Genomic DNA, 26,304 nt, shown 5'->3' with positions numbered 1-26,304 from the left:
GGACGTCGTCAGGGCAATGGCCTACGAGGGGCCCCGAGGAACCATGGCTGGCAACGCCCAGGCACCCTTCCACATCCTGCTCGTCGAGGACGAGCCCGTCATCCGCGAGCTGGTGCGCTCCATGTTGAGCGACGGCGCGGTGGACGTGGTGTGCGCGGCCAACGGCATCGAGGGCCTGAAGCTGGCCCGCGACCGGACCTTCCACCTCATCCTGATGGACGTGGTGCTGCCGCAGCTGGACGGCGTCTCCGTGTGCCGCATCCTGAAGAGCGACCCCGTCACGGCGAAGGTGCCGCTCTACATGCTCACCGCGAAGGCGAAGAAGGCGGACGTGGAGAGCGCGACGCAGGCGGGCGCGGACGGCTACATCCACAAGCCCTTCCGGGGCGCGGAGCTGATGGACCTGGTGGAGCGGCTGCGCGCGGCCCGCTCGGCCGCGGACTGACGCTCCACCGGTAGTCCCTACGGCAGGTGCGGGTGGAGGAAGCGGGCCAGGGCGATGAGGTCGTCCCAGTCCAGCTCGCCGAACTCCAGCGCGACGCCGTCCACTTCGCGGCGGCGGATGGTGCACATGGTGACGAGCTCCCGGTCCCCAGGCAGCGGCAGGGCGATGGTGAGCGCGCGCTGCGAATCCGCCGGGTGGGCCTGGAGGAACAGACCGTTCATGGAGATGTCGCGCGCTTGCGCCGTCACGGTGCGGCCCGACAGGAGCACCTTCACCTGGAGCCGGGCTTCGACGCGCGGGTGGTAGCGCTCGCGCTCGTTCGGACGGGGGCCGTTGGAGGGGGTCATCATCTGCGTGCTCACCTTCAAGTGCGACAGGACGCGACAACTGTGATGCAGGTTGGCGCGGAGGCAAGTTTTCGGGTCTTCGCCCGCCGTCCCGCGCCGTGGACCCGGTACCAGCGCATCGGAGACCTCTGGCGCGGATGCGGCCGAGTACGCGCCTGTTGTTTCAAGGGGTTGGCTCCTGGCATGGACGGTGGAAGGCAACCCCGGCGAATCCCTACCGGAGGCACCCCTTGGAAGACCGTCGCATCCCGTCGTTGAGCATCGCCCCCTCCATCGCGCGTCAGACGCCGAAGACGGAGTTCGGCCCCACGCTGGCGCGAGCGGCGCGCGAGGTGGTGCGCACGGGCGCGGGGCTCGTGGGCGGCATGTTGCCGTCGGGCGCCATCTCCAGCGCGGTGGTGTCCACGCTGGCCGGCACGGTGTCCGCGGCCGTGCCGGCCGAAGCGGTGTCGTCGGTGCCCGCGGCGGGCGGTGCCTCCGCGATGTCGGCGCGCGCGAGCACGGCGGGGACGACAGCCGGCACAGGAGGCGCGACGGGGCAGGGGGATGCGTGGGACCTGCTGGAGGCGCAGAAGCTGATGGCCGCGGACGGCCAGAAGTTCAACATGGCCTACCTGTCGCTCCAGAACGAGATGCAGAAGGAGAGCCGCGAGCACAACGCCATCTCCAACATCATGAAGGTTCGCCACGACTCGGCGAAGGCCGCCATCAACAACATCCGCTGAGGCGCGCTCGCGATGGCCATCGACAAGTTGGGAGCCGTAGGCGGCGCGGGTGCTTCGCCCGCGGTGGAGTCTGGCAGGGAGACCTTCGGCAAGGTGTTGGACGGCGTGCGCACGCCCGCGTCGCGCCCCGTGCCGGTGACGACGGAGGGGCCGCCGAAGCCGGTGCGGACACCTACCGAGGCCACCGCTGGCACGGCGCGGGCGGACGGCGTGGAGCGGGCGAAGGCGGGCTGCGCGGAGGTGAAGCCGGGCGCCCGCGTGGATTCGGTCCAGGGGGCGCGAAGTCAGCAGGCGGTGGAGGTGCTGGACCGGGTGGGGCAGGCGCAGCAGCGGCTGGACCACATCCTGAAGCTCGCCGAGTCCGGCCGCACGTTCAGTCCCTCGGAGCTGCTCGCGCTCCAGGCCCACGTCTACCGCGCCAGTCAGGAGCTCGATCTCGCCGGCAAGGTCGTCGAGAAGGCCACCGGCGGCGTCAAACAGGTCCTCCAGACCCAGGTGTGAGGAGTCCTTCGTTCCATGCGTTCCGCTCCCCTTCGTTGTCTCTGTTTCCTCCTGCTCCTGGGCGCCACCGCGTGCCGGGAGCGCATCCAGCACGGCCTCGACGAGCGTCAGGCCAACGAACTCCAGACGGTGCTTGTCGAGCGGGGGCTCGACGCGCGCAAGGTGCCCGAGCCGGGCAAGAAGCCCACCTGGGCCATCGAGGTGCTGGACGCGCAGTCCTCGGACGCGGTGCGCATCCTGGCGGAGCTGGGCCTGCCCCGGCTCGCCGCGGAGACGGGGTGCGACGTGTTTGGCGGAAGCGGGCTCGTGCGCTCGCCGCTGGAGGAGCAGGTCTGCCGGGTCCGGGGGATGGAGCGCGAGTTGGAGAAGACGCTCCAGACGGTGGACGGCGTGCTGCTGGCGCGAGTGCACCTGGTGGTTCCACCTCTCCCAAGGCCAGGGCAGGCACCCACGCCATCGAAGGCCTCGGCCATGCTGCGCACGGCCCCCGGCGGCGCGGCGCGCGTGCGCAAGTCGGAGGACACGCTGCGTGAGCTCATCGCGGGGGGCGTGGAAGGGCTGTCACCCGAGGCGGTGTCACTGCTGGTGGACGAGGTGACGACGCACGTGGAGGCGCCGCTCCCGAAGGGAGGACCCGTCCCGCTGCGGCTGCGCGTGGTGCTCGCCCTGCTGGGCGTGCTGGTGACGGGGCTGTCTGGAGCGCTCGTCTGGACGACGCTGCGCTGGAGGCACTACCGGGCCCTGGCGGAGCAGCCTCCCGTGGCACCGCCTGCCCCGCCCACGCCCGCGCGGCCGGTGGTGACACCGGGCTCCACGCGCAAGCTGGCCTGAGCACGCCATGGAAGCCACACGCGTGGGACGGGCGCTGCGCATGGCCCGGAAGCTCCTGCCGTCTCGGAAGGAAGCACCACGGCCTACGGTAGCGGACGTCACGCTGCCCGCTTTGTCCCTGCCCCTGGAGCGCATCGCGCTGGTCGTCTGCGTCCTGGGGCGGGAGCGTGCCGCGGAGCTGCTGGGCGGGCTGGTGGATGCGGAAGCGGGAAGGGCGCTGCGGCATCTGGAGCGCTTCGCCGCCATGCCCTCCGCGCAACGGCAGGCCAAGGTGGCGGTGGAGTTCGGAGAGCGGGCGGACGCCGCGAACCGGTTGGCTCTCTTCCTGGAGACAGCTCCTGAAGCCCTGCGCCAGGAAGCCTTGAGCGGGCTTCCGCCGTACCACCGCAGCCGGTTTCCCCAGTGGGAAGGCACTGGGCCGCGGGTAGAGGCCGCACCGGTCCTGACCGCCGTGGCGGAGCGGCGCATCCGCGAAGCCCTGCGCTGAGCGGCCTGATGGGTGGAGGGCCATCCCGAACCGGGAACGCCGCATCCCGATGACGGACCTCCACCCCCTGCCAACACCCTGATTCCACGAGCCGGCCCGCTGGCCATGGCCGTGCACAGGGGACGTGTGTCCCATCGCCGTCTTGGAGCTCCGGATGCAAACGACGAATCCAGTCAGGTCCACCAGTGCCGCGAAGAAGCCCACGCGGCCATTCCGTCCGGGGGCACGCCGGCTCACGCGCGCCCATCTGGTGCTGGGGCGGCGGCCTCAGGTGGGACGTTGGGGAGCGGAGCTCTTGCGCGACGTGGGCGCGGCGCTGTCACGGGACGTGGGCGCGGCGGTCAAGGTGGAGGGGCACCTGGTGGACGCGGCGGTCCAGCCGGAGCGCGAGCTGGCGGTGGGCATGGTGTTCGCGCTGGTGGAGCTGTCAGCGGTGGGCGGCACCGCCATCGTGGAGCTGGAGGTGCCGCTGGTCTTCGCGGCGCTGGCGAAGCTGGCGGGGACGAGACTGCCTCCGGCTCCCGTGGCGGAGCTGACGCGGCTGGAAGAGGCCACGCTGGTGTACCTGATGCTCTCCTCCCTGGCCGCGATCCGTGGGCACGGAGAATGGGTGCGCAGGCTGGGACCGCGTCTGTCCGCGGTGTCCATGCGGCGCGGTGACGTGCTGACGCGGGTGGATGCACGGCAGCCCTACGTGGCGGTGTCCCTGACGGCGACGGTGGAGGGGACGACGGCGGGGGGACGGGTGCTCCTGCCCGCCCGTGCCGTGCAGACCGCGTTTCAGGAACTGCCCGTGGAGCTGGCAGGCGCGGTCTCGTCCCAGGTGCTGGCGGCATCGCTCCCGGCGCGCTGCCTCGTGGGGAGCAGTCCGTTGCAGGCCTCGGCCGTGGATTCGCTGGCCGAGGGAGACGTCGTGCTTTTCGAGGGCGTGCGTCTCCGGGACGGCCGGCTCGAGGGGAAGGGACAGCTGATCACCCGGGGCTTCGCGCTCCGGGGCGAGTTTCTCGCGGACGGTTTTTCGACAGGGAGCGTGCACTCGCACGCGGCCCGACAGGAGTCGGACATGGTGGCGACGAACAAGCGGAGCGAGGCGATGCCGCCGCTCCCGGTGGACGTGGAGATTGAACTGACGCGGTTGCTGTTGCCCCTGTCGGAGCTGGCGGCGCTGAAGCCGGGCACGTTGCTGCCCCTGCACGTGAATGCGAGCAGCCCCGTGCTGCTGCGCGTGGGTGACCGGGTGGTCGCGCGTGCGGAGTTGGTGGAGATCGAAGGCGAAGTGGGCGCCCGCATCCTGGCGTTGCTGCCGTGAGCGCACCGGTGAACATGTTGCTGTCCTCGTTCTCTCCACGCGGCCGGCTGCTGTTCGCGTCGGCCCTGCTCGTGGGGCTGGCGACGCTCGCGCCACTGGGGGGACTGTCTCTGGTGGGCACCTCGCGCCTGCTGATCGGCTCGATGGCGCTGGCGGGGCTGGGCTGGGTGTTGCTCCGCAAGGGAGGTACGGCCGGGAGCGCGGATGCAGCCGCGCTGGAGCCGCTGAGCATCGTCTCCCGGACGGGGCTTTCCCAGCGCTGCGGCCTCGCACTCGTGGAGGCGGATGGACGGCGCTACCTCGTGGCCTACGGCGACACCTTCGCGGAGATCCATGAGACGCGCGCCATGGTGGTGCTGTCTGGATCCAGGCCCAGGCCGACTGTGAAACCTCGCATGGACCTGGAACTGGAGCCTACGGTGCTCTTCCCTCGCGCGCGCCAGACCAAGGCTACGGCCGCGTGCGGCGCATCCCGGAAGCGGGGTGGAGGATGAAGGCCCTCGGATTGGGATGCGGCGTGTTCCTGCCCGCGACCGCGTTCGCCGCGGAGCCGTCCTTGTCGCAGGCCTCCTATGCCGGCAGTCCGCTGGCGATGATGGGGATGCTCGCGCTCCTGTCGCTGCTGCCGTTCGCGGTGCTGATGCTGACGAGCTTCTCGAAGATCGCCGTGGTGCTCTCCCTGGCCCGCTCGGCGATGGGCACGCAGCAGGCACCGCCGACGCTGGTGCTTACCGGGCTCGCGGTGGTGCTGACGGGGCACATCATGGCGCCGGTGATGGAGCGCATGTACGACGCGGGACAGGCGGCGTACGACGAGGTGCACTCCGGAGCGCAGGTCCTCTCCGCCGCGAAGCAGGTGACGGAGCCCCTGCGCGGCTTCCTTGTGAAGCACGGCAGTCCGGAGGAGCGGGCCCGCTTCGTGGACCTGGCCCGCGAGCTGCGTCCCCCGGAGGAGTCGGAGCAGGTGCAGGAGACGGACCTGTTCGTCGTCATCCCGGCCTTCGTCATCACCGAGCTGAAGGAGGCCTTCCAGATTGGCTTCATCGTCTTCCTGCCCTTCCTGGTGCTCGACATGGTCATCGCCAACGTGTTGCTCGCGTTGGGCATGCAGACGCTGTCGCCAGGCCAGGTGAGCCTGCCCTTCAAGATCCTCCTCTTCGTGGCCGTGGATGGCTGGGCCCTGCTCGCGCGGGGACTCATCCTCGGTTACCGGTGACGCCATGACCCAGGACGTCCTGCTCACCCTGGGGCGTGAAGCCCTGCTGTTGATGGTGGTCGCCTCGCTGCCGCCCATTGGCGCGAGCCTGGTGGTCGGCTTCCTGATGAGCCTCTTCCAGGCAACGACGCAGTTGCAGGAGAGCACGCTGTCGGTGGTGCCCAAGCTGTGCGCGGCGGTGCTGTCCCTGGTGCTCGCGGGTCCGTGGATCGCGGGTCAGCTCACTCGCTTCACCCAGCAACTCCTCATGCTCATCGCGGACGTGGCGCTGTGAACCCGGACGTGCTGGGTGAACAGCTCCTCTCACTGGGACCGCACGTCGTCGCGGTGGCGCTGTGCGCGGCCCGGCTCGTGCCCATCGCGTTCCTCTGTCCGTTGTTGGGGGGACAGGCCGCGCCCACGACGGTCCGACTGGGCCTGGTGCTGGCGCTGTCGCTCTTCCTGCATGTCGAAGCGGGGGTGGAGTTCAGCGGCACGGTGGAGACGCCAGTCGTGATGGCGGCACTCGTGGTGCGTGAGCTGGCCTACGGTGTCTCCGTGGGGCTCGTGTCCGCGCTGCCCTTCGACGCGGCGAGAATGGGAGGCCGCTTCATCGACCTGTTTCGGGGGACCTCGGCGGAGGCAAGCCTGCCGCTGGCGGGGAGCCGCGAGTCAGCCACGGGGGATGCGCTGTACCACCTGCTGGTGGCGAGGGTGGTGTCGGGGGCGCTGTTCCCGGTGGTCCTCTCGGCCCTGCTGCGCGGCTTCGGAGTGGTTCGGCTGGGGGCCTTCGTGCCCACGGAGGCCTCGGCCCTGCACGTGGTGGTGATGGTGGGCGGCGCCATGGCCACGGGGCTCGCGGTGGGAGCCCCGGTGGCTGCCGCGTCGCTCGCGGTGGATTGCTTCCTGGGCATTGCCTCCCGGGCCGCGTCACAGGTGAACCTCCAGGAGCTGGGGGCTCCACTGCGCATCCTCGGGGGCGGCGCGCTGCTGTGGCTGGGCGTGGGGCTGTTGTGTGAGCGGCTGCTCGCGGGCGTGGCTTCGACGGAAGGTGCGCTGGCCCTGCTGGGCGAGGTCTCCCGATGAGCGGAGAGAAGACGGAACAGCCCACCGCGAAGCGGCTGCGCGATGCGAGGCGCAAGGGCCAGCATCCTCGCAGCCGGATGTTGTCCTCCAGCGCGGCGACGCTGGGGGGGCTGTTGGGCTTCATCGCGTTCGCGCCAGAGGGCTTCGCACGGCTGAGGGACTGGGCCGCGCGGTTGATGCTGGAGCAGACCCTCGTGGGCGCATGGGAGGAGGGTGCCTGGGTCGCTGCCCGGCTGGGTGGCCCCGCGCTGGGCGGGGCCTTCGTGGCCTCGCTGGCCGTCTCCGTCGCTACGGTGGGATTTGAGTTGGACGCGCGCCATGCCGCGCCGAAGCTCGAGCGCATCAACCCTGCGGCGGGCTTCAAACGCCTCTGCAGCGTCCGGCCGCTGGTCGAGATGGGCAAGGCGCTGCTCGTGGCGGCACTGCTGGCCCTCATCGTCTGGAACGAGGTGGAGGCGGTCGGCCCCGATGCGCTGCGGGCCGCATGGCTCGATGGAACCCGGGGACTGGAGTTCCTGGTCGGCAGGCTGGCGGCGCTGGTGACGCGACTCGCGTGGGTGGTGCTGGGGTGCGGCGCCGTGGACTACGCGCTCGCCCGGCGCAGGCACCGGCACGAGCTGATGATGACCCGCGAAGAGGTCAAACGGGAGCACAAGGAGAGCGAGGGCGACCCGCGCCACAAGGGTCAACGGAGGGCGCTGCATCGACAACTGGCGCAGGGCGGTCCGGCACGTGGAGTGCAGAAGGCCACCGCCGTGATCGTCAACCCCACGCACATCGCGGTCGCGCTCCGCTACGACGCGGGCGAATACGACGCGCCCTACCTCGTGGCCAAGGGCCGTGAGCAGGACGCGCTCGCGCTCAAGGAGGAGGCGCGCCGGCAGGGCATCCCCGTGGTCCGGGACGTGCCGCTGGCCCGCAGCCTCATCCACTTCGACGTCGGAGAGTCCATCCCCGAGGAGCTGTACCAGGCGGCGGCCGTCGTGTTGCGGACCGCGATGGAGCTGCGCGAGCCGGACGACCGTCCACGGAGACAGACGTGATGCACCCATTCAAGAAGGTCTTGCTGAAGGCCCGCCAGTCCTCGGACGTCGTGCTCGCGGTGGCGATGGCGGCGGTGCTGGGGGCGCTCATCATCCCGCTGCCGGCGTGGCTCCTCGACGTGGGGCTCGCGGTGAATCTGGCCGCGGCGGTGGCGCTGCTGGTCGCGGCGCTGAACGCGAAGGACGCGCTGCGGGTGACGTCGTTCCCCACGTTGCTGCTCTTCACCACGCTGTTCCGGCTGTCGCTCAACGTGTCGTCCACGCGGCTGGCGCTCTCCGAGGGCCATGCGGGCGAGGTCATCCAGGCCTTCGGCGAGTTCGTGGTGCGAGGCGACTACGTGGTGGGCGCGGTGGTGTTCGCCATCCTCACGCTGGTCCAACTGCTGGTGGTGACCAAGGGCGCCGAGCGGGTCGCGGAGGTGTCCGCCCGCTTCACGTTGGACGCCATGCCGGGCAAGCAGATGTCCATCGACGCGGACCTGCGCGCGGGCGCCATCGACCAGGCGATGGCCCGGCGGAGACGGCGCGACCTGGAGCGCGAGTCCCAGATGTTCGGCGCCATGGACGGTGCGATGAAGTTCGTGAAGGGCGACGTCGTCGCGGGCCTCGTCATCGTCGCGGTGAACCTGCTGGGTGGCACCCTCATCGGCGTGTTGCAGAACGGCCAGTCCTTCTCCGAGGCCGCCGCCACCTTCGCCCTCATCGCCATCGGTGACGGGCTCGTGTCCCAGGTGCCCTCGCTGTGCATCGCGGTGGCCGCGGGCCTCGTCGTCACGCGGGTGGCGTCGGAGAAGGAAGAGGACTCGCTTGGGACGGAGATTGGCTCCCAGTTCTTCGGCGACTTCCGCACGCTGGCCACCGTCGCCGGCCTGTGCGTCGCGCTGGCCTTGATGCCGGGCATGCCGCACCTGACCTTCCTCGTCCTGGCGGCGGGCCTCGGAGGGCTCGGCCATGCGCTGCGGCGCAAGGGGCAGGCGCCGGAGAAGCCGCAGGCGACGGACGAGGCCTCCACGGGGACCGCCGTGGCGGCTGGGGCCGCGGGCAAGCCTCCTGAGAGTGCGAAGGCGCCGGTCGGCGTGACGCCGCTCACGCTGGACCTGTCCGCGCAGCTGACGCCGCTCGCGGAGGCTGACGGCGGCGCCTTCGTGCACACGGTGCTGAACGCCGTTCGCGACGAGCTGTTCTTCGAGCTGGGCGTGCGCATCCCTGGCATCCGGGTGCGGACCCACGCCGCCTACCTGGGGCCGGGCGAGTACCGCATCCTCCTGGACGAAGTGCCCGCGGGGGGCGGCGTGGTGCAGCCCGGTGCCCTGTACGCGCTCGTTCCTCCCGGCGAGCTGGCCTTCCTGGAGGTCCAGGCGGAGGCGTCCGTGGAGCCCGCCAGCGGGCGGCCCATCAGCCGCGTGGGGCAGGGGGCCCGTTCCCGGCTGGAGCTGGCCCAGGTGCCGGTGCGCAAGCCGTCGGAGCTCATCGCGGACCACCTCCGGTCCGTGCTCCGCCTTCGCGCCGCCGCGCTGCTGGGGCTCCAGGAGGTGCAGGGGCTGCTGGAAGGGCTGGAGGCCCAGTCACCCGTGCTGGTGAAGGAAGCGCTGCAGAAGGTGCCGCTGCCGCTGCTGGTGGACGTGCTGCGGCGGCTCGTGCAGGAGCAGGTGAGCATCCGCGACCTGCGCGCCATCCTGGAGGCGCTCGTGGCGCCCACCACCGAAGGGGACGCGACCGCCCTGGCCGAGCGCTGCCGCCAGGCCCTGCACCGCTACCTGAGCCACCAGTTCGCGCCCACGGGCCCGCTGTACGCGTACCTCGTGGATCCGGAAGTGGAGGAGGTGCTGCGCGCCAGCGGTCCCCGGGGGCCCGCGCCGGAGCCTGAGCGCGTCATGGAGATACTGGAAGGGGTGCGGCAGATCGCCAACGGGGGCCGGGCGGTGCTGCTCGCGGCTCCGGACATCCGCCGTCCGTTGCGCAAGCTGTGCGAGGGCCCGTTCCCGGACGTGGCGGTGCTCACCTACGGTGAGCTGGACGGAGACCTGCAGATTCGCCCCATCGGCCGGCTGGCGCCGGTCGCCGTGGGGCGGTGAGGCCTAGAGGGTGCCGGTGCCGCTGCTGCCCTTGAACTCGGAGGAGGGCGGCAGGTCCGACTGGGCCTGCAGCGGCGCGGGGCGGTTGACCCGGTCGCGCAGCTCCTTGCCGGTGCGGAAGAGCAGGCCGCGCTTGGGCTTCACCGGGATGACCTGGCCCGTCTTCGGGTTGCGGCCCTGGTAGCCCTGGTAGTTCTTCACGTGGAAGGCGCCAAGCCCGCGGATCTCGATGTTCTCCCCGCGGCAGAGGGCGTCCTTCATCGACTCGAAAATCGTCTCGATGGTCGCCTCCGCCTGCTTCTGGGTCACGCCTCGTTTGGCAACGAGGATGTTGATCAGATCGGACTTGAGCATCGGACGCTCCCGCAAACCCCGTGACCCCTTGGTGACAGGGCTCTCTGGCCCGTTGTCGAGTCCCGAATACATAACAGAACACCTCCTCCTTGCAAGCCGGGTAGGCTCCCAACCCTCTAAAAACGTTACGGATTTCCGCCGCTGGCTGCTGCCTTGGGGGCCTCGGGGACGGGCGTGGCGAGCAGCCCCGGGCGCAGCGGCGTCACGAGGTCCAGCCACCGGGTGCGGCGCAGCAGGTCGACCCCGGCACAGTCGGCCGCCTGGAACAAGGGTTCGAACTGTTCGAAGCCCGGGGCCTTGGGGCCCGTCCAGGTGTCGGGGCCGCCGGTGATCATCACCCCGTGCACCGCGAGCGTGAGGTCGGCGAGCGTGAGCTCCGCGGGGTCCTTCGCCGGGCGCAGGCCACCCCGTCGCCCCCGCTCCAGCAGGCGGGCTTCCACCAACCGATCCACCACTTCGTGTACCAGCGACTCCGGCACGCGCAGCCGCGTGGCCAGCTCGCGCGGCAGGGGCGGGGTGAGCCCATCCACCCAGCACAGGGTGACGTCCTGGGCGACGCGTGCGCCCACCAGCTCGTGCGCGCGCGGGTGGCTGCCAAAGGCGAAGAGCGAACCTCGGAAGGAGACGTGCTCCACCGCGTAGGACAGCCGGGCGCCGAACAGCATCACCAGCCAGCTGACGTACACCCAGGCGAGGAACAGGGGCAGGGCGCCCAGCGACGCGTAGAGGGGGTTGTAGAGGAAGCTGCGCGCGGCGAACTCGGCGTACACCTGCTTCGCCAGCATCCATCCCAGGCCCGCCACCAGGCCGCCCGCCAGCGCCGAGCGCACGCGCACGTGGGCGTAGGGCGTCCAGAGGTACAGCAGCGTCAGGCTGCCCATGGCGATGAGCGTGGTGCCCACGGCGATGAACAGCGGCGCGGAGGGCGCGTAGGTCTGCAGGAGCACGCGGACCCGGCCCGTGCCCGAGAAGGAGATGGCCAGGAAGATGGGCCCCAGGAGCAGCAGCCCCGCGTAGATGGACAGGCGCGTCAGCCACGGGCGCTGGCGCCGGATGCCCCACAGCTCGTTCACCGCGCCGTCGATGTGGCGCAGCAGCGAGCCCGCCGACAGCAGCACCGCGAGGAAGCCCACGCTGCCCACCGCGATGGAGTCACCCGGGTGCAGGAACCGGTCGAGCAGGGCGGCGGACTCCTCGCTGACCCCCGGTGCCAGCACTTCGGAGATGACGAAGCGCAGCTTCCGCTGGAATTGATCCTGGTGGAGCGTGCGCAGCAGCACGATGCCCACGGTCAGCAGCGGCACCAGCGAGAACATGCTGATGTACGTGAGCGCGGCGGCGCGCAGGCGCAGGTTCTCGCCCATGAAGCCGCGCGCCACGGTGCGCCCCGCGAAGAAGATGTCCGCCGCGAAGCGGCCCGCTGATGTGGCCCCGATGGGCGCCCACACACGGGCCGCTGCCTGGTGCGCCCAGGCCCGCGCCCGGACCAGGGGCCGCCGGACGCGCCAGGACCACCTCCGGACCATCCTCACCGCTCCCCCCTGGCGTGCTTCCAGCCGGAGGCGGCCAGGCCGCGGGAGTCCAGCAGGGTGCGAAGGCGCGGAGGCGAGCGATTCATCCCGGGCGATTCAAATGGGCCAAGGGGTGGACGACACCCCCGGTGTGGAAGCGCCACCGTAGTCAAACTCGGCCCCGGCGAACCAGCCCGCCCACCCCACGGAAGCGGACGTTGTCGGCACATTCACGGACCTTGTCTGCCTGGCTGGTCACCGTGCGGGAGGCCGTGTCCCAGCACGTCACACGCCGTTCAATGCAGAAGGCCCGGCGGGGTGTGCACCCACCGGGCCTTCGCTGTCACTCACGGACCGGACTCAGTGGGCCCGGCGCCGCTCGAGGGGTCAGCCTTCGCTGCCCCCACCGGACGGCTCCGACGAGCCGCCACCGGACGCCGCGGGAGGCGTGCCGTTGCCGCCACCGTTGTTGCCCCCGCCAGAACCGCCTCCGCGCTCGCCGCGCTCGGACCGTTCCCCGCGTTCGCCCCCACGGTTCTCGCCGCCACGGCCTTCACCGCCGCGACGCTCGCGGTCACCGCCCCGGTTGCGTTCGCCGCCGCGCTCGCCGCGCTCGGGACGCCGGCCCTCGCGACGGTCACCGCCGCCGCGCTCGCCTCCGCCGGAACCCCCGCTGCGCTCACCGGCGCCACGGTTCTCAGCGCCACCCCGGTTCTCACCGCCGCCGCTCCGCTCTCGGTCTCGGTCCCGGCCTCCGCCGCGGCGTCCCTGGTCCTGCCGGCCGCCGTAGTTGCTCTCCGGACGGCGCTGCTGCATCGCCAGCTCGCCGTCACCGGAGCCCGGCGACGAGGCCACCTTGTGCTCGGGGCCCGTGGCCGACCGGCCGTAGATGTCGTACTGCTCGCGGTGGTAGTTCTGCTGCGCCTTCACCTGGATGGACTTGTTGTAGCGGTCCATCAGGTGCCGCAGCTCGTTGCGCTCCTCGCCCTGCAACAGCCGTGCGACCTCCGCGTTGCAGTTGATGACGAGCGTGGAGTCCTTGTAGCCCGGCGCCTCGCGGCGGATCTCCCGGAAGATTTCGTACGCGACCGTGGTCGCCGTCTTCACGAAGCCCTTGCCGTCGCAGTACGGGCAGTCCTCGTGCAGCACGCGGCCAATGGACTCGCGCACGCGCTTGCGCGTCATCTCCACCAGGCCCAGCTCGGAGATGCGCAGCACGTTCGTCTTGGCCTTGTCTCGGCCCAGCGCTTCCTGCAGCGACTTGAAGACCTTGTCGCGGTTCTGCGCCTTCTCCATGTCGATGAAGTCGCAGATGATGATGCCGCCGATGTTGCGCAGCCGGAGCTGGTAGACGATCTCCTTGGCTGCCTCGACGTTGATCTTGGTGATGGTCTCCTCGAGGCTCTTCTTGCCGACGTAGCGGCCCGAGTTGACGTCGATGGCGGTGAGCGCCTCCGCCTGGTCGATGATGAGGTAGCCGCCGCTCTTCAGCCACACCTTGCGCTGGGTGGCGCGCTGCAGCTCCTGCTCGATGCCGTAGGCGTCGAACACGGGCTCGTCGGTCTCGTGCAGCACCACGCGGTCGCGCAGCGCCGGGTCCTGCGCGGTGACGAAGCCCTGGATGCGCTCGTACTCCTCCGCGTCATCCACGACGAGCTTCTCCACGTCGTGGGCGAACAGGTCGCGCGTGGCGCGCAGGATGAGGTCCAGGTCCGGGTGCAGCAGGCCCGGTCCGCCGCGCTTCTCGTTGCGGCGCACCACCTGGTTCCACACCTCGATGAGGAACCGGATGTCGCTCTCCAGCTTCTCCTGGGGAACGTTCTCCGCCACGGTGCGCACGATGAAGCCCGTGCCGGGCGGCCGCAGCCGGTCCACGATTTCACGCAGCCGCCGGCGCTCCTTCTCGTTGGAGATGCGGCGGCTGATGCCCACGTGGTCCACCGTGGGCATGAACACCAGGTGACGGCCGGGGATGGAGATGTGCGAGGTGAGCCGCGCGCCCTTCGTGCCGATGGGGTCCTTGGAAATCTGGACCACCACCTCCTGGCCGACCTTCAGCAGGTCCTCGATCTTGTCCGTCTTGCGCTGCTTGGGCTTCTCCTTCTCCTCGTCGCGCTTCTCGCGGCGCGGCTGCTCCGGGCGGCGCTTGTCCTTCTCCTTGTCCTTCTCGCGGCCCTCCCGGTTGCGCGGCTCGCGGGCCTCGCGCGCCTCACGCGGCGTGCGGCGCTCGCCGGAGACCTCGGCGGCACGGGCGGACTCGGCGGGGGAGGGGATGATTTCGCCCAGGGCGGCCGCGTGCGGCGGCGGCTCGGCGGCGCCGTCCGCCGTGGACGCAGCGCCGGACTCGGTGAGCGTGGCGACGGTGACGCTCTCCGCGGGCGTCTCCTGCACCAGCACGGGGGCTTCCACAGTGGGCGAGCCGTTCTCCGTCAGCGGCACCGCCACGGCGGCGGTGGACACCGTGACCTGCGCCTCCTGGGCGGCACCCTCGGCCGGGGCCTCCACGGCGGCCACGGGCTCGGCATGCTCGGAGGAGGCCTGGGCCTCCACCGGGGCGGCTTCCGGAGCCGGCTTCACGGCCTCGGGCGACGCTTCCGCGGACTCACCCTGGGGGGCGGGGGCGGCCTGGGCCTGGACGTCCAGGGCCAGCGCGCCGTCGTGAGCGAGCACCGGCTCCTGGGGGGCCGGGGCGGCTTCCGTGCCCGCGGGCAGGGCGTGCGTGGCGTCCGGGACCGTGGAGGCGGCGGCCTCGACGGCGTCGGCCTCGGACTCGGTGGGGACCTCCGGGGCGTCTTCGTGCTCGCCCTCGGTCAGCTCGAACTGCGCGCGGGCGAAGTCCGGGTCGTAGACGACGTCGCTGACGTACAGGAAGGCGGCCTTCTCCAACCCGATGTCGACAAAGGCCGCCTGCATGCCCGGGAGGACCCGGACGACGCGACCCTTGTAGATGTTTCCGACGACGCCCTTGTCCTTCTTACGCTCGAGGTAGAACTCCGCGATATGGCCGCCCTCGACGAGCGCCACCCGGGTCTCCCGACCCGCGGCGTTGATGACGAGCACACTGCTCATGGATGAATCCTGGTAGCGCGCGCGGTAGGGGGGACCTCACCGGACGGGAGGCGGCGAGACGCCACACCTCCGAGCACGCTGCGATGGGGGAGGCGGCCGGTGGCCCCCCGGCGTGTGGACGCCTTCCGGAAGACCCGGAGGGAGAACGCATCACCTGGGTGGGGGCCGAGGACATCGCCGCCTGCTCCTCCGAGTTCATGTCGCCCCGCATTGCGACCGGCACCGTACCGGGGGGGCTGCTTCTCTTCACGCGCTCGAGGCTCCCACCACGCCCGTGCCGTCCGCCCCCTCTTCCACACCCGGTCGGTGCCCGTTCGTGGGCCACCTTGGGGGGGCGTCTGGGGGCCCCGGAGCAGCAGGGGCATCCGGAGGAAACCGGAAGCGCAACCCGTCGAAATTCCTGCCTGGGCCTGATGTCCCGCCAACGCGGGGCGTCACACAACCACCCAGAAACACGGAGAGTTTTCCACGCCCCTCCAGGTGTGTAAAGGCCCGATGCGCCCGTTCATCCACTGTCGGGCAGATGGAGGGCGGGCCCGCCCTCCGGGCGTCCAGCCGCTCGGAAACGGACGTTCAGGCCTGGGCGGGGGCCTGCTTGCGCCCTTCCGGCTTGTCCAGCTTCCCGCGCGGACGCCGCACCAGCCGCAGGCCGGTCCAGGTCTCGTCGATGATGCAGATCTTGTTGTCCACGAGGCCAATGTCGAGCGCCGCCTGGCGCACGAAGTCCTCGGACAGGCGCGTCTTCACGCCCTCGCCGGTGGGCCAGCAGACCCAGATGCCGCCGTTGAGGGTGGTGGCGCGCGACAGCGCGGGCAGCCGCTGCACCAGCTCCGTGGCGTCGGAGGTGAAGAAGAGGATGACGTCCAGCCCCGTCTGGGCGGTGACGAGGAACTCCACCCCGTCCGGCAGCGGGTTGAGCTTCTGCACGAAGCCCCGCGGGGGGTTGATGACGGAAACCTTGGTGCCGGACCGGATGCCCAGCATGGCCGGCAGGGAAGCCAGGGCGTAGGGCGTCATGATGTGCGCTCCACGGTGAAGGTGCGGAACTCGCCAGTGGCCCCGCCGTCGGTGCGCGCTACGTCCGTGACGCGCGCCATGCGGGGACCCGTGTGACACCAGCGGATGAAGTCGTCCAGCGCGCCCGGTTCGCCTTCCACCGTGGCCTCCACGGAGCCGTCGCTCCGGTTGCGCACCCAGCCCGAAACACCGAGGCGCAGCGCCTCATGGCGGGCGCTCTCCCGGTAGGAGACGCCCTGGACCGTGCCCTGGATGCGCAGGGTCACCCGGCGCTGCGTGCTCATGCCTCTGGCCTCATGCTCTTGCGTCCCCTTCTAGCAGCTTCAGGAACGCCTGCTCATCCAGGATTCTTACCCCGAGTTCCTGCGCCTTCTTCAGCTTGGTACCCGCGTCCTCGCCGGCGACCACGAAATCGGTCTTGCGCGAGACACTTCCGGAGACCTTACCCCCGCGCCGTTCGATTTCCTCCTTGGCCTGCTCGCGCGCCAGCCCCGCCATGGTGCCGGTGAGCACCACCGTCTTGCCCACGAAGGGGCCGCCCGTGGCGACCGCCGGGGGCGCCGGCTGCACGCCCGCGTCCAGGAGGGCCTGGATGGCGGCCTGGTTCTGGGGCTCCTGGAAGAAGGTGTGGATGACCTGCGCCATCACCGGGCCCACGTCCTTCACCCGGCTGATGTCCTCCAGGCTGGCCGTGAAGAGCGACTTCACGTCCGGGAAGGCCTCCGCCAGCGCGCGCGCCGTGGAGTCGCCCACGTGGCGGATGCCCAGCGAATACAGGAAGCGGCGCTGGGTGGTGTTCTTGCTGCCCTCGATGGAGGCCAGGAGGTTGTCCGCGCTCTTCTCCCCCATGCGCTCCAGCTTGAGCAGCGAGTCCCGGGTGAGCGCGTACACGTCCGCGAACGCCTTCACCTGCCCGGACGTCACCAGCTGCGTGGCCAGCTTGTCGCCCAGGCCTTCGATGTCCATCGCGATGCGGCTGGCGAAGTGGCGCACCTTCTCCACCAGCTGCGCGGGGCAGGACGCGCCCGTGCAGCGGATGATGGCGCCGTCCTCGTCCTTGGCCGCCACCGCGCCGCACACCGGGCAGTGGGTGGGGAAGGTGAAGGGCTGCGAGTCCTCCGGGCGCTTGGACAGCACCACGGAGACGATCTCCGGAATCACGTCACCCGCGCGGCGCACGAAGACGGTGTCGCCCTTGCGCACGTTCTTGCGGCGCAGCTCGTCCTCGTTGTGCAGCGTGGCGCGCGACACCGTGACGCCGCCCACCTTCACCGGCTTCAGGTGGGCCACCGGCGTGAGCGCGCCCGTGCGGCCCACCTGGATGCCGATGTCCTCCACCGTGGTGGACTCCTCCTCCGGCGGGAACTTGTAGGCCACCGCCCAGCGCGGGCTCTTGGACACCTGGCCCAGGCGGCGGCGCAGGTCCTCGTCGTCCACCTTCACCACCATGCCGTCCACTTCGAAGGGCAGGGCGTGGCGGCCCTTCATGGACTCGTCGTAGCGCTGGCGCACCCCGTCGGCCCCTGCCGCGGCCTGGTAGCGGTTGATGGGCAGGCCCAGCGTCTTCAGGTACTCCAGCTTCTCCGTGTGCGTCTTGAAGGCGGGCACGCCGTCGCCGGGCACGCATTCGTAGAGGTAGACGGACAGGGGCCGGGCGGCGGTCTCCTTGGGGTCCAGCTGGCGCAGGCTGCCCGCGGCGGCGTTGCGCGGGTTGGCGAAGAGCGACTCGCCCTCCTCCTCGCGCTTCTCGTTGAGCTTGCGGAAGTCCTCCTTGCGGATGAAGACCTCGCCGCGCACCTCCAGCCGCTTGGGCACCTTCACGCCGTCCTGGGGGAACAGCTCCAGGGGCAGGCTCTTGATGGTGCGCAGGTTCGCCGTGACGTCCTCGCCGGTGGTGCCGTCGCCGCGCGTGGCGCCCTGGATGAAGCGGCCGCCCTCGAACCTCAGCGAGATGGCCAGGCCGTCCAGCTTGGGCTCGCACACGTAGCCCACCTGCGTGAGGCCCGTCAGCTTGCGGATGCGCTCGTCGAACTCCGTCAGCCCGGCGTCATCGAAGATGTTCGCCAGCGACAGCATCTGCGCGGTGTGCACCACCTGCCCGAAGTCCTCCACCGCCGCCCCGCCCACGCGCTGGGTGGGCGAGTCCGGCGTGACGAGCTGGGGGTGCTGCTCCTCCAGCGCCTGGAGCTCCCGCATCAACGTGTCGTACTGCGCGTCACTGATTTCCGGCGCGTCCAGCACGTAGTAGCGGTGGTTGTGGTGGGCCAGCTCCTGACGGAGCGCTCGGGCGCGGGCTTCGGCTTTCGGGAAGGTGTCCACGGGGTGTGTCCTTACCCCAATTCAAGGGCGCGGCCAGTTGCGCACGCCCCGCGTTGGAGGAGCACCACTCTACCGGCCCCACCTGACACGCCTGCCTGCCCAGCCGGGAAGGAGAACCCGGGGACGCGTGTTGCACGGCAAGGAGGCGATGCTATCGCCCCATTAGGCCCGAATTTCAGCTACATAGCGGATTCCCTGTTGGTGGGACACCCGCCCTCCAGTGCAACCCCCTGAAAAACGGGACAGAGCCAGGCAAGGATGCCTTGACAGCTCTGGAGGCGGTCAATAGTTTCCAGCGCGATTCCAGGCGCAGGGGTTCCCCCGGCGCCGTCTCTTCCCAACCACAGGCCCACGCGCCCTCCGGTCCGCTCCCAGGACTTGGGTGGTGCTGCCCCCCTGGAAGGTGCTTCCGAGCGCCGCGCGGACGGACCCCCGTCCCGCGTACAGCCTGCCCGAGCCTTCGGGCGATTCCCCCCTTTTTCCGTCTGCAGACCGTCATGGCCAAAGCCCGTTCCCCCCGAGAGAAGGTAGTCCAGCCCTCGTTCACCGCGGAGGAGAAGCCCCGTCGCAAGCGCGCCGCGGCGAAGGAGGCGGAGAAGCCCGCGCCCCGCTCGCGCCGTGCGCCCGCCCGTCGGGAGGAGGCTCCCGCCGAGGAGGCCGAGGCTCCCGAGGTCGCCGTGGAAGCGCCCCGTCCGGTGCTCACGCCCATCTCCCGCCCGGTGCGCGACGACGAGCTCCAGGAGCTGCGCGGCACGGAGGAGGCGCCCGCCGAGGAGGCCGCTCCGGCCGCTCCGCAGGAGTCCACCGAGTCCCCCGCCATCACGGAGGTCGAGCGTGACGGCACCCCGATGCAGGTCATCAAGCTCAATGACCTGAAGCGGATGAAGATCGTCGACCTGGCGAAGATGGCCCACGACACGGGCATCGAGGGCTACCAGGGTCTGAAGAAGCAGGACCTCATCTTCGCGCTGCTGGGTGGCATCGCGGACAAGCGCTTCGAAGTCCACGCGGAAGGCGTGCTGGAGCTGCTCAGCGACGGCTTCGGCTTCCTGCGCAGCTCGGACAGCGACTACCAGCCGTCCCCGGACGACATCTACGTGTCCCCGTCGCAGGTGCGCCGCTTCAACCTGCGGCCCGGCGACACGGTGACGGGCCCCATCCGCCAGCCCCGCGAGGGCGAGCGCTTCTTCGCGCTCCAGAAGGTGGACAAGGTCAACTTCGCGGACCCCATGTCGGACGCGGCGCGTGAGCGCATCCTGTTCGACAACCTCACGCCGCTCTATCCGACGCGCAAGCTCAAGCTGGAGCACGAGTCGTCGGAGATGACCACGCGCATCATCGACATGTTCTGTCCCATCGGTCTGGGCCAGCGCTGTCTCATCGTGGCGCCTCCGAAGGCCGGCAAGACGGTGCTGCTGCAGAACATCGCGCACGCCATCAGCCGCAACCACCCGGACGTCTACCTCATCGTGCTGCTCGTGGACGAGCGCCCGGAGGAGGTGACGGACATGGAGCGCAGCGTGCGCGGCGAGGTGGTGTCCTCCACCTTCGACGAGCCCGCCACGCGCCACGTGCAGGTGGCGGAGATGGTCATCGACAAGGCCAAGCGCCTGGTCGAGCAGAAGTACGACGTCTGCATCCTGCTGGACTCCATCACCCGTCTGGCGCGCGCCTACAACACGGTGGTGCCGGCGTCCGGCAAGATTCTGTCCGGCGGCGTGGACGCCAACGCGCTCCACAAGCCCAAGCGCTTCTTCGGCGCGGCCCGCAACATCGAAGAGGGCGGCAGCCTCACCATCATCGGCACGGCGCTCATCGACACCGGCAGCCGCATGGACGAGGTGATTTTCGAGGAGTTCAAGGGCACGGGTAACTCCGAAATCGTCCTGGATCGGAAGTTGATGGAGAAGCGCATCTTCCCAACGCTCGACATCAACAAATCCGGCACCCGCAAGGAGGAGCTCCTCTTGTCTCAGTCGGACCTGGTGCGCATTACGGCGTTGCGCCAGGTGCTCCACCCGTTCACCCCCATCGACGCGATGGAGTTCGTGCTCAAGCACATGCGTCCGACGGCGGCGAACGCGGAGTTCCTGGGCTCGATGAACCGGTAGTCGCTTCCGGCCCAAGGAGCCACCCATGCGTCGTACCCACCTCCTGCGTTTCGTTGCCCGCGCTGTCGCGGGCCTCACCCTGGGGTTCCTGGCGGGGTGCGACATCGGGGTGGAGGACCTGCCGCTGGATGACACCCCTCCGGTGCTCTCCAGCCAGGTCTGCTACGAGGACTCGGACTGCGTGGCGAACGCGTGCTGCGGTGAGGGCACCGCCATCACCCACCGCGACGAGGGGCCGAATTGCGCGGGCGTGCGGTGCGACGGGACCTGTCCTCCCGACAGCGTGGACTGCGGCCGCTGCATCCCGACGTGCCGCAACGCGCGCTGCGCCGCCGCCTGTCAGTAGCGCGCGGTGCCTCGGCTGACCGCGCGCGGGCGCGGTCACCTGGCCAGGTTCAGCTGGCGGGTCAGGCGGCCACGTCCACCGGCGGCTCCCTCAGCGGCAGCGTCACGCGGAAGGTGGTGCCGCCGCCCGGCGTGTCCTCCACGTCGATGCGGCCCTGGTGCGCTTCCACCACCTGACGCGACACCCAGAGCCCCAGGCCCAGGCCCCCGTAGTGGTGCGTGGACACGGCGCGCTCGAAGCGCTCGAAGATGCGCTCGCGGTCCTCCGGCTTGATGCCGATGCCGTGGTCCACCACGGACAGGCGCACTACTTCCCCGTCCGGTTGCAGGGTCACGTCCACCGGCCGGCCCCGGCCGAACTTCAGCGCGTTGGCGACCAGGTTGTGCACCACCTGCGAGATGCGCGACGGGTCGAACGCGCCCATCACCGGGCCCTTCACGTCCACGGTGAGCGGCGTGCCGTCGCGGCGCGCCTCTTCCTCCGCGAAGCGAGTCACCTCCACCAGCAGGTCGCCCAGGTCCACGTCCGTGCGGGTGAGCTTCAGCCGGCCGCTGGTGATCTGCGACACGTCCATCAGCACGTCCACGAGCATCGCCAGCCGCCGGATGAAGGACCGGGCCTGCTTCAACCGTTCCAGCGCCTTGGGCGGTGCATCCCGGCCCAGGCCTCGCTCCACCAGCTCCAGGTGCAGCTGGAAGGCCGCCAGCGGCGTGCGCAGCTCGTGCGCCGCCACGGAGAGGAAGTCGTCCCGGGCGCGCAGCGCTTCGGACAGCCCTTCCGCGCGGGCGCGCTCGTTGGCCATCTCCCCGCGCATCCTCGCGAGCTTCAGGTTGGACGCGATGCGCGCGAGCAGCTCGCCCGCGGAGAAGGGCTTCACCAGGTAGTCGTCCGCGCCGGACGCCAGGCCCTGCACCGTGGCCTCCTCACCGGCCTTCGCGGACAGGAGCAGGATGGGCAGCTCGCACGTGTTGGGCGCGGCACGCAGGGCGCGCAAGAGGCCCATGCCGTCCAGCTTCGGCATCATCACGTCGGACAGCACCAGGTCCGGCGGCCGGGCCAGCGCGGACTCCAGGCCCTTCAGGCCATCCGTCACCGCCTCCACCTCGTACTCGGTGGAGAGCACGCGCTGGATGTAGTCGCGCATGTCCCGGTTGTCGTCCACGAGCAGGATGCGCGCGCGGGGCGCGGGATTCACGGCCTGGCCGTCCGCGGCCGGCGGGTGCTGGTGCGAGGACTGGGTGCGGTCCTTCGGCTTGGCGCTCCACAGCAGGGCTTCCTCGACGTAGGCCGACGTGGCCTCGCGCGCCGCGGAGCGCGGCCGGGCCGTGGTGCGGATGCGCTCCGGCGGCAGGTGCGCATGGCCCATGGGCAGCTCCACGCTGAAGACGCTGCCTTCGCCCTCCGTGCTGCGCGCGGACACGGCGCCGCCGTGCAGCCGCGCGAACTCCTGCACCAGCGCGAGCCCGATGCCGCTGCCTTCCACGGTGCGCGACGGTGAGCCTGGCACGCGGTGGAAGCGCTCGAAGAGGCGGGGCAGCTCGTGCGCGGGGATGCCCGAACCGGTGTCCTCCACCTCCAGCGTCACCCGCTGCCCGTGCTCGCGCAGGCGCAGCGTGACGCCGCCCTGGAGCGTGAACTTGAACGCGTTGGACACCAGGTTGAGGACGATCTGCTCCCACAGGTCCGGCGCCACGTAGACGGGCTGGGACAGAGGCGGACAGTCCACCGTGAGCTTCAAGCCCGCGCGCTCCATGGCGGAGCGGAAGCTGGCGGCCGCGTCCTTCGTCAGCGCGGGCAGGTCCGCGGGCACGAAGCGCTCCTCCTTGGGGCCCGCCTCCAGCTTTGACAAATCCAGCAGCGCGTTCACCAGCTTGAGCAGGCGCCCGGCGTTGCGGTGCACCCGCTCCATCTCCTTGCGGACCTCGTCCGACAGCGGGCCCGCGCGCCCGGCGAGCAGGTCCTCCGTGGGGCCCAGCATCAGCGTCAGCGGCGTGCGGAACTCGTGGCTGACGTTGGCGAAGAACTCCGACTTGAGCCGGTCCAGCTCCCCCAGTTGCTCGTTCGCGACGCGCAGCTGCTGGTTGGCCTCTTGAATCTGCTGGGCGCGCCGGAAGATTTCGCCCTCCATCTCGTCCGCGCGGACCCGGAGCGCGGCGTGCTGCCGGTGCTGCTCGTCGTCCGGGTGCCGCTGGTGGATGAAGTCGGTGACGTCCTCCACGCGGTGGATGATGTTGCGCAGCGCGCCGTCCTCGCCGAACACGGGCGAGTTCAGCGGGCTCCAGTAGCGCAGCTCGAACCCTCCTTCGGACTTGGGGCTGGGGATGTCGTACTTCTGGACCGCCATCGCGTCCGGAGCGCGCGTCTTCACCACGCGCTCCAGTGACGCGCGCAGGTTGGTCACCCCGCTGGCCCCCGCTTCCTGGGGGTTGTCCGGGAAGACGTCGAAGATATGGCGGCCCAGGATGTCCTCGCGCCGCGTCCCCGTGGCGCGCAGGTACGAGTCCGTCACCGCGACGATGACGAACCCTGGCGTCAGCACCAGGTACGGGTTGGGTGAGGCTTCGAACAGGCTCCGGTAGTCCGGGGCCGGTGAGGGGCTGGGGGGCATCACACGTCCTCAGATGCGGAGGAGTGCGTGGAATTAGCCACTCACCCCCGGGATGGCCAGGGGGGAAAGTGGGAGGCAGCCTCCGGTTTCAACCGGTGGACGCTTCGGCTCCTGGACGGCCCGGCAGGGGGCTCAGGCCGCGGGGGCCGCGTCCGTGGAGGCGACCGCCTGCTGGGGGGCGGCGGTGACCAGCGGGGGAGGCTGCGCCTTGAGGCGCGCGTAGTCGAAGCAGGCCACCGCGATGGAGGCCACCGGCACCGCGAACAGGGCGCCCCAGAGGCCGAAGAGCTTCTCGCCCGCGATGAGCGAGAAGGCCACCACCACGGGGTGGATGCGCGCGGCCTCGCCCATGATCTTCGGGTTGAGGAAGTACGCCTCCAGCGCGTGGATGCCGATGATCCACAGCAGGAGCGCCACGCCCTTCTGGAACCCGTCCGCCATCGCGATGAGCACGATGGGCACCGAGCTGATGATGGTGCCGAAGATGGGGATGAGGCTGAAGAGCGTGGCGATGGTGGCCAGCAGGAAGGCGAACTTCACGCCGAACAGGAGCAGGCCCACCAGCGTGAGGCCGCCGTTCACCAGGCAGATGGTGAACTGGCCGCGCACCACGCCGGACAGCGACTTGTCGATGCGCGCCACCAGCGTCTTCGCGTCGGGCAGGAACTCCGCGGGGACGAGCGTGCCGAAGTAGCGGCGGATGGCCTGCGCGTCGATGGAGAAGAACGCGGCGACCATCAGGATGAAGAACAGCATGAAGACGCCAGCCAGCACCTCCGTGACGATGCGGCGCGACACGTTGACGATGTCCGCCAGGTTCTCCCTCGCGAGCGACGTCGCGCGCGCCACCGCGTCGGTGAGCATCTGCTCCAGGTCCAGCGCCAGGCTGAAGCCGCCCGTGGAGCCCGCCGCGCCCTCCATGGCCCGGTCCGACAGGGCCACGGGGATGCCGTACACATTGAGCCACGTCTCCGCGCGCTGCGCGAGCGTCTGCACGTGCTCCGGCGTGAGCGCGCTGGCGAAGCCGGCCATCTCACGGCTGATGCGCACCACCTCGCGGTAGAGCTGCGGCACCAGCGCGACGAAGAAGAGGTACACCGCGAGGAAGAACCCCGCGTAGATGAGCAGGATGGCCACCCAGCGCGGGACGTAGCGGCCGGCCACCTTCAGCCGCGTGATGCGCTTCACCAGCGGCTGCACCAGGTACGCGATGAGCGCGGCGCCCGCGAAGGGCATCACCACCGAGCGCAGGGCGAAGAGCGTCACCGCGATGGCCACCCACAACCCCGCGAGGAGGAGCAGGCGCTTGCGGCGTTCGTCGGGGGCGGTGGCTTCCACGGGCTGCGACATGGACTCGGGCTTAGGGCAGCAGGCTCCCTCCTGACAAGCTCCCGGCAGAAAGCTTCCGGCGGGCCCGGCTCCTATGCCCCCCAAGGGTCCAGAACACCTCCCGGGGCAGGGGCAGCCAGCCGGCCCGGGGCACGTCCGGGCTTCAGGCCTGTGGCAGCCGGGTCCGGTCGGCCAGTTGGGCCTCCAGCCGGTCCAGGCACTGGCGCATCAGGGGGCGCTTGATGCGGCCCTGGGTGGCCTCTCCCAGGCCCAGCATCTGTTCGGTGAGCCAGCGGGTGAGGAAGAGCAGGGGGACGCGGTCCTCGGCGACGAGCCCCCGCTCCAGGTAGCGCTTGTTGCGGACGTATTCGTCGAAGGCGTCGAACTCGCGCGCCAGGTCCCACTTCGCCAGCCGCAGGGCCTCCGTGTAGACGGCCGGGTCGGGGCGCCGGGTGGCCTCCTGGAACAGCGGGGCGAACTCGCCCAGGGTGGCCGGGTCCAGGTCCTGGACGGGCGGGGGCCAGGACTCCAGGTCCTTGGCGAGCAGCCGCGCCACCTCATCCAGCAGGTGGTCCACGAGGGCGACGGGCTTGAGGTCGAAGAGGTGGTCCCAGCGCGAGGGCATGTGTCAGGGGCTGGCGGCGGCGGGCAGGGCCACCGGAAGGGGAGGGGGCGGAAGCTCCGCGACGGACGCGGGCACCGCGCTGTCAGCATAGCCCAGGGCGAGCTCGCGCTGGATGACCTCCCACACGGCCCGGCGCGTGAGCAGCTCGCCGTGGGGCACCTCTCCGGACAGCTCCACGTTGAAGAGGTTGGGCTGGCCGTCCACGTCCAGCACGGACGAGGGATAGCGCGCGATGACGTCGTCGCGCGAGTAGATGGACGTGAGCCGCACGTGGCGCGGGAAGGCGCCCACGCTCAGGTCCTTGATGAAGCGCGACGTCGGCGTGAGCTGCCACATGCTGCGGCTGAACCAGCCCAGCGTCGCGCAGCCCAGGTAGGCCATGCGCGTGCCCCGGTGCGGCGTGCCCAGCGTGATGAGGCTCCTGACGCGCGTGTCACCGCCCAGGCGCTTCACGTAGTACGTGCCGATGAGGCCGCCCTTGGAGTGGCCGATGATGGTGAGCGGCCCCATGCCCGGGTGACGCTCGTAGAGCCGGTCCACCTTGCCGCGCACCTTCTGCGCCAGCTCGTCGATGCGGTGCGTGTTGAAGCGGTCCATCGTGCCGCCCAGGTGGATGGACCAGACGCAGTAGCCCTCGCGGCGCAGGCGGTGCTCCAGCACCTCCAGGACGCGGCGCGTGCTGAAGAAGCCGTGCAGCAGGAGCACCGGCTTCTGGCAGTGCTTGAAGTCCGTGCGGCGCACGACCTGGTTGCCGCGTGGATCCAGATCCACGTAGCTGGCCAGGTACTTCAGGTGGCACTTCAGCTTCCGGTACTGCATCACGAACGGATTCATCCCCAGCCCTCGCCCCTCCTGGGCGGTGCATGGACCGCCGCCACTGGAACACGGGGCAAAGCTAGGGAGCACGCCACCGTCCGGCCCGGATCAGCGCGCGCTGTCTGTCCGCTTTCACGCGGACGCCGGCGCGAATC

25 protein-coding genes are annotated in these 26,304 nt (G+C 70.5%); 14 read left to right on the top strand and 11 right to left on the bottom strand.

Annotation, left to right across the window (positions count from 1 at the left end; all coding sequences use genetic code 11):
* Nucleotides 1–43: 43 nt before the first annotated feature.
* On the top strand, nt 44–445 hold the full coding sequence (locus D7X32_RS17405) for a response regulator (protein WP_120603675.1): 402 nt from the start codon (nt 44–46) through the stop codon (nt 443–445).
* 17 nt (nt 446–462) lie between these two features.
* Here D7X32_RS17405 and D7X32_RS17400 read toward each other — a convergent pair whose 3' ends face one another.
* Nucleotides 463–795 (bottom strand): PilZ domain-containing protein, encoded by a 333-nt coding sequence (locus D7X32_RS17400; protein WP_120523302.1) that lies wholly within the window; start codon nt 793–795, stop codon nt 463–465.
* Between the two features lie 227 nt (nt 796–1,022).
* Here D7X32_RS17400 and D7X32_RS17395 point away from each other — a divergent pair, with 227 nt between their 5' ends.
* The 11 genes from D7X32_RS17395 (at nt 1,023) to D7X32_RS17345 (ending at nt 10,044) form a co-directional block, all read left to right on the top strand.
* Nucleotides 1,023–1,517 (top strand): hypothetical protein, encoded by a 495-nt coding sequence (locus D7X32_RS17395; RefSeq protein ID WP_120603674.1) that lies wholly within the window; start codon nt 1,023–1,025, stop codon nt 1,515–1,517.
* A gap of 12 nt (nt 1,518–1,529) precedes the next feature.
* Nucleotides 1,530–2,018, top strand: coding sequence for an EscF/YscF/HrpA family type III secretion system needle major subunit (locus tag D7X32_RS17390; RefSeq protein WP_120603673.1), 489 nt, complete (start codon nt 1,530–1,532; stop codon nt 2,016–2,018).
* Nucleotides 2,019–2,033: 15 nt separating this feature from the next.
* Entirely contained in the window at nt 2,034–2,849 is an 816-nt protein-coding gene (locus D7X32_RS17385; protein WP_120603672.1) for a flagellar M-ring protein FliF, read from the top strand.
* Between the two features lie 7 nt (nt 2,850–2,856).
* Nucleotides 2,857–3,336, top strand: a complete 480-nt coding sequence (locus D7X32_RS17380; protein WP_120603671.1) for a hypothetical protein — start codon at nt 2,857–2,859, stop codon at nt 3,334–3,336.
* A gap of 154 nt (nt 3,337–3,490) precedes the next feature.
* Nucleotides 3,491–4,645 carry a type III secretion system cytoplasmic ring protein SctQ gene (gene sctQ, locus D7X32_RS47540; protein ID WP_279635588.1) on the top strand — a complete coding sequence of 385 codons (1,155 nt, stop codon included), beginning with the start codon at nt 3,491–3,493 and terminating at the stop codon, nt 4,643–4,645.
* Nucleotides 4,642–5,139, top strand: coding sequence for a hypothetical protein (locus tag D7X32_RS17370; protein WP_208752453.1), 498 nt, complete (start codon nt 4,642–4,644; stop codon nt 5,137–5,139). The genes sctQ and D7X32_RS17370 overlap by 4 nt, the downstream gene beginning before the upstream one ends.
* Nucleotides 5,136–5,861, top strand: a complete 726-nt coding sequence (gene sctR / locus D7X32_RS17365; protein WP_120603669.1) for a type III secretion system export apparatus subunit SctR — start codon at nt 5,136–5,138, stop codon at nt 5,859–5,861. Before D7X32_RS17370 ends, sctR begins: the two co-directional genes overlap by 4 nt.
* 4 nt (nt 5,862–5,865) lie before the next feature.
* Nucleotides 5,866–6,135: a flagellar biosynthetic protein FliQ gene (locus D7X32_RS17360; protein WP_120603668.1), complete on the top strand. Its 270-nt coding sequence runs from the start codon at nt 5,866–5,868 to the stop codon at nt 6,133–6,135.
* Complete coding sequence (locus tag D7X32_RS17355; protein ID WP_120603667.1) at nt 6,132–6,926, top strand: EscT/YscT/HrcT family type III secretion system export apparatus protein; 795 nt, start codon at nt 6,132–6,134, stop codon at nt 6,924–6,926. Before D7X32_RS17360 ends, D7X32_RS17355 begins: the two co-directional genes overlap by 4 nt.
* Complete coding sequence (locus D7X32_RS17350) at nt 6,923–7,969, top strand: EscU/YscU/HrcU family type III secretion system export apparatus switch protein (RefSeq protein WP_120603666.1); 1,047 nt, start codon at nt 6,923–6,925, stop codon at nt 7,967–7,969. The genes D7X32_RS17355 and D7X32_RS17350 overlap by 4 nt, the downstream gene beginning before the upstream one ends.
* Nucleotides 7,969–10,044 carry a flagellar biosynthesis protein FlhA gene (locus D7X32_RS17345; RefSeq protein WP_120603665.1) on the top strand — a complete coding sequence of 692 codons (2,076 nt, stop codon included), beginning with the start codon at nt 7,969–7,971 and terminating at the stop codon, nt 10,042–10,044. The genes D7X32_RS17350 and D7X32_RS17345 overlap by 1 nt, the downstream gene beginning before the upstream one ends.
* 3 nt (nt 10,045–10,047) lie before the next feature.
* Here D7X32_RS17345 and D7X32_RS17340 read toward each other — a convergent pair whose 3' ends face one another.
* From D7X32_RS17340 to ligA, 6 genes are all read right to left on the bottom strand, one after another.
* On the bottom strand, nt 10,048–10,398 hold the full coding sequence (locus D7X32_RS17340) for an HU family DNA-binding protein (RefSeq protein ID WP_043321998.1): 351 nt from the start codon (nt 10,396–10,398) through the stop codon (nt 10,048–10,050).
* 125 nt (nt 10,399–10,523) lie between these two features.
* Nucleotides 10,524–11,846: a YhjD/YihY/BrkB family envelope integrity protein gene (locus tag D7X32_RS17335; RefSeq protein WP_244239050.1), complete on the bottom strand. Its 1,323-nt coding sequence runs from the start codon at nt 11,844–11,846 to the stop codon at nt 10,524–10,526.
* Between the two features lie 450 nt (nt 11,847–12,296).
* Entirely contained in the window at nt 12,297–14,978 is a 2,682-nt protein-coding gene (locus D7X32_RS17330; RefSeq protein WP_120603664.1) for an Rne/Rng family ribonuclease, read from the bottom strand.
* 573 nt (nt 14,979–15,551) lie between these two features.
* Nucleotides 15,552–15,995 carry a DUF3052 family protein gene (locus D7X32_RS17325; RefSeq protein ID WP_120603663.1) on the bottom strand — a complete coding sequence of 148 codons (444 nt, stop codon included), beginning with the start codon at nt 15,993–15,995 and terminating at the stop codon, nt 15,552–15,554.
* Nucleotides 15,992–16,279, bottom strand: coding sequence for an acylphosphatase (locus D7X32_RS17320; RefSeq protein ID WP_120603662.1), 288 nt, complete (start codon nt 16,277–16,279; stop codon nt 15,992–15,994). The genes D7X32_RS17325 and D7X32_RS17320 overlap by 4 nt, the downstream gene beginning before the upstream one ends.
* Nucleotides 16,280–16,289: 10 nt before the next feature.
* Nucleotides 16,290–18,314 (bottom strand): NAD-dependent DNA ligase LigA, encoded by a 2,025-nt coding sequence (gene ligA / locus D7X32_RS17315; RefSeq protein ID WP_120603661.1) that lies wholly within the window; start codon nt 18,312–18,314, stop codon nt 16,290–16,292.
* 497 nt (nt 18,315–18,811) lie between these two features.
* Here ligA and rho point away from each other — a divergent pair, with 497 nt between their 5' ends.
* Entirely contained in the window at nt 18,812–20,425 is a 1,614-nt protein-coding gene (gene rho / locus D7X32_RS17310) for a transcription termination factor Rho (protein WP_120603660.1), read from the top strand.
* A 25-nt stretch (nt 20,426–20,450) separates the two neighbouring features.
* Nucleotides 20,451–20,771 (top strand): hypothetical protein, encoded by a 321-nt coding sequence (locus D7X32_RS17305; protein ID WP_120603659.1) that lies wholly within the window; start codon nt 20,451–20,453, stop codon nt 20,769–20,771.
* Nucleotides 20,772–20,832: 61 nt separating this feature from the next.
* Here D7X32_RS17305 and D7X32_RS17300 read toward each other — a convergent pair whose 3' ends face one another.
* From D7X32_RS17300 to D7X32_RS17285, 4 genes are all read right to left on the bottom strand, one after another.
* A complete protein-coding gene (locus D7X32_RS17300) occupies nt 20,833–23,379 on the bottom strand; it encodes an ATP-binding protein (protein WP_120603658.1) in 2,547 nt (848 codons plus the stop codon).
* Nucleotides 23,380–23,511: 132 nt separating this feature from the next.
* The gene (locus tag D7X32_RS17295; protein WP_120603657.1) at nt 23,512–24,729 is read right to left on the bottom strand and encodes an AI-2E family transporter; all 1,218 of its coding nucleotides are present in this window, start codon (nt 24,727–24,729) and stop codon (nt 23,512–23,514) included.
* 142 nt (nt 24,730–24,871) lie between these two features.
* Entirely contained in the window at nt 24,872–25,333 is a 462-nt protein-coding gene (locus D7X32_RS17290) for a hypothetical protein (RefSeq protein ID WP_120603656.1), read from the bottom strand.
* A gap of 3 nt (nt 25,334–25,336) precedes the next feature.
* A complete protein-coding gene (locus D7X32_RS17285) occupies nt 25,337–26,167 on the bottom strand; it encodes an esterase/lipase family protein (protein WP_120603655.1) in 831 nt (276 codons plus the stop codon).
* Nucleotides 26,168–26,304 lie beyond the last annotated feature (137 nt).

The sequence above is a fragment of the Corallococcus carmarthensis genome (genome assembly GCF_003611695.1).
GTDB classification, from domain to species: Bacteria; Myxococcota; Myxococcia; order Myxococcales; family Myxococcaceae; genus Corallococcus; species Corallococcus carmarthensis.
Note: the sequence above shows the minus strand (reverse complement) of the source record. Positions and strands in the feature narration are given on the sequence as shown.

Bases quoted from the DNA above. Each gene is read 5' to 3' on its own strand.
- D7X32_RS17405 (WP_120603675.1), top strand. From the start codon at position 44: ATGGCTGGCAACGCCCAGGCACCCTTCCACATCCTGCTCGTCGAGGAC.
- D7X32_RS17400 (WP_120523302.1), bottom strand. From the start codon at position 795: ATGATGACCCCCTCCAACGGCCCCCGTCCGAACGAGCGCGAGCGCTAC.
- D7X32_RS17390 (WP_120603673.1), top strand. From the start codon at position 1,530: ATGGCCATCGACAAGTTGGGAGCCGTAGGCGGCGCGGGTGCTTCGCCC.
- D7X32_RS17385 (WP_120603672.1), top strand. From the start codon at position 2,034: ATGCGTTCCGCTCCCCTTCGTTGTCTCTGTTTCCTCCTGCTCCTGGGC.
- D7X32_RS17380 (WP_120603671.1), top strand. From the start codon at position 2,857: ATGGAAGCCACACGCGTGGGACGGGCGCTGCGCATGGCCCGGAAGCTC.
- sctQ (WP_279635588.1), top strand. From the start codon at position 3,491: ATGCAAACGACGAATCCAGTCAGGTCCACCAGTGCCGCGAAGAAGCCC.
- sctR (WP_120603669.1), top strand. From the start codon at position 5,136: ATGAAGGCCCTCGGATTGGGATGCGGCGTGTTCCTGCCCGCGACCGCG.
- D7X32_RS17360 (WP_120603668.1), top strand. From the start codon at position 5,866: ATGACCCAGGACGTCCTGCTCACCCTGGGGCGTGAAGCCCTGCTGTTG.
- D7X32_RS17350 (WP_120603666.1), top strand. From the start codon at position 6,923: ATGAGCGGAGAGAAGACGGAACAGCCCACCGCGAAGCGGCTGCGCGAT.
- D7X32_RS17345 (WP_120603665.1), top strand. From the start codon at position 7,969: ATGCACCCATTCAAGAAGGTCTTGCTGAAGGCCCGCCAGTCCTCGGAC.
- D7X32_RS17340 (WP_043321998.1), bottom strand. From the start codon at position 10,398: ATGCTCAAGTCCGATCTGATCAACATCCTCGTTGCCAAACGAGGCGTG.
- D7X32_RS17330 (WP_120603664.1), bottom strand. From the start codon at position 14,978: ATGAGCAGTGTGCTCGTCATCAACGCCGCGGGTCGGGAGACCCGGGTG.
- D7X32_RS17325 (WP_120603663.1), bottom strand. From the start codon at position 15,995: ATGACGCCCTACGCCCTGGCTTCCCTGCCGGCCATGCTGGGCATCCGG.
- D7X32_RS17320 (WP_120603662.1), bottom strand. From the start codon at position 16,279: ATGAGCACGCAGCGCCGGGTGACCCTGCGCATCCAGGGCACGGTCCAG.
- rho (WP_120603660.1), top strand. From the start codon at position 18,812: ATGGCCAAAGCCCGTTCCCCCCGAGAGAAGGTAGTCCAGCCCTCGTTC.
- D7X32_RS17305 (WP_120603659.1), top strand. From the start codon at position 20,451: ATGCGTCGTACCCACCTCCTGCGTTTCGTTGCCCGCGCTGTCGCGGGC.
- D7X32_RS17300 (WP_120603658.1), bottom strand. From the start codon at position 23,379: ATGCCCCCCAGCCCCTCACCGGCCCCGGACTACCGGAGCCTGTTCGAA.
- D7X32_RS17295 (WP_120603657.1), bottom strand. From the start codon at position 24,729: ATGTCGCAGCCCGTGGAAGCCACCGCCCCCGACGAACGCCGCAAGCGC.
- D7X32_RS17290 (WP_120603656.1), bottom strand. From the start codon at position 25,333: ATGCCCTCGCGCTGGGACCACCTCTTCGACCTCAAGCCCGTCGCCCTC.
- D7X32_RS17285 (WP_120603655.1), bottom strand. From the start codon at position 26,167: ATGAATCCGTTCGTGATGCAGTACCGGAAGCTGAAGTGCCACCTGAAG.